Annotated in this window: 1 protein-coding gene; it reads left to right on the top strand. The window is 46.5% G+C overall.

Going from position 1 to position 682, the window contains the following annotated elements:
• Positions 1–682: hypothetical protein (locus NTY76_01290; protein MCX5677729.1), on the top strand; the 682-nt coding region annotated here is incomplete at both ends.

Raw genomic sequence — 682 nt, 5'->3', positions numbered from 1 at the left:
GGTCAACAAGGCAAAATATAACGATGAGAAAACAAGGGAGCAGGAATTACAGGCCATCGAACAAATTGCTAGAAAGGCCCTATTGGCCGGCAAGTATAACATAGACCTGGACGCCTCCACATTAGTTGATAACGCCGCCCTTGATAAGATTCTAGCGTTCCAAAAGGCTTTTCTTGATAGATATTTGAGAGCTAATCCCGACCTTCTTAAGGGCTTTGATGAGAATGGCGTGAAAGCTCTCCGCAGAGAGTTAGTGGATAAGATCGAGATGAAAGAGATTGAATTCCTGACTGAAGCGCAGCATGCCGAGATCAGGGGTCTTTATAATGAGATGCACAAGACCAACGCGGAAGTTAATATGCGTTTCATCAAGTATATAAGGAATCTGGAAAAAGAGCTGGGCATTACCAGGCCCGTCTCTATAGGTATAGAGGAACGCCACGTAGACGATCCGAAACATAAGAATAACCCGAGCACCGTCCTTGGATCCATGACTCTGGCGCAGACTATTTTAGAAGCATGTAAAGAAGCCGGAATCGTAGGACCAAGCAAGATGAGCTTACAGACCGGAACCATGCACGGAGTCGGCGGCACAGTTGACTTCGGAATATATAAACGTCATCTTAAGTACGCCAAGCAGATAGGCATAGCGGTATTCGTCCAGCATGGCGCCTCAACCCTT

It is taken from the genome of Candidatus Omnitrophota bacterium (assembly GCA_026387175.1).
Classification (GTDB): domain Bacteria; phylum Omnitrophota; class Gorgyraeia; order 2-01-FULL-45-10; family 2-01-FULL-45-10; genus CAIMPC01.
This window is presented reverse-complemented; position numbering and strand designations above follow the sequence as displayed.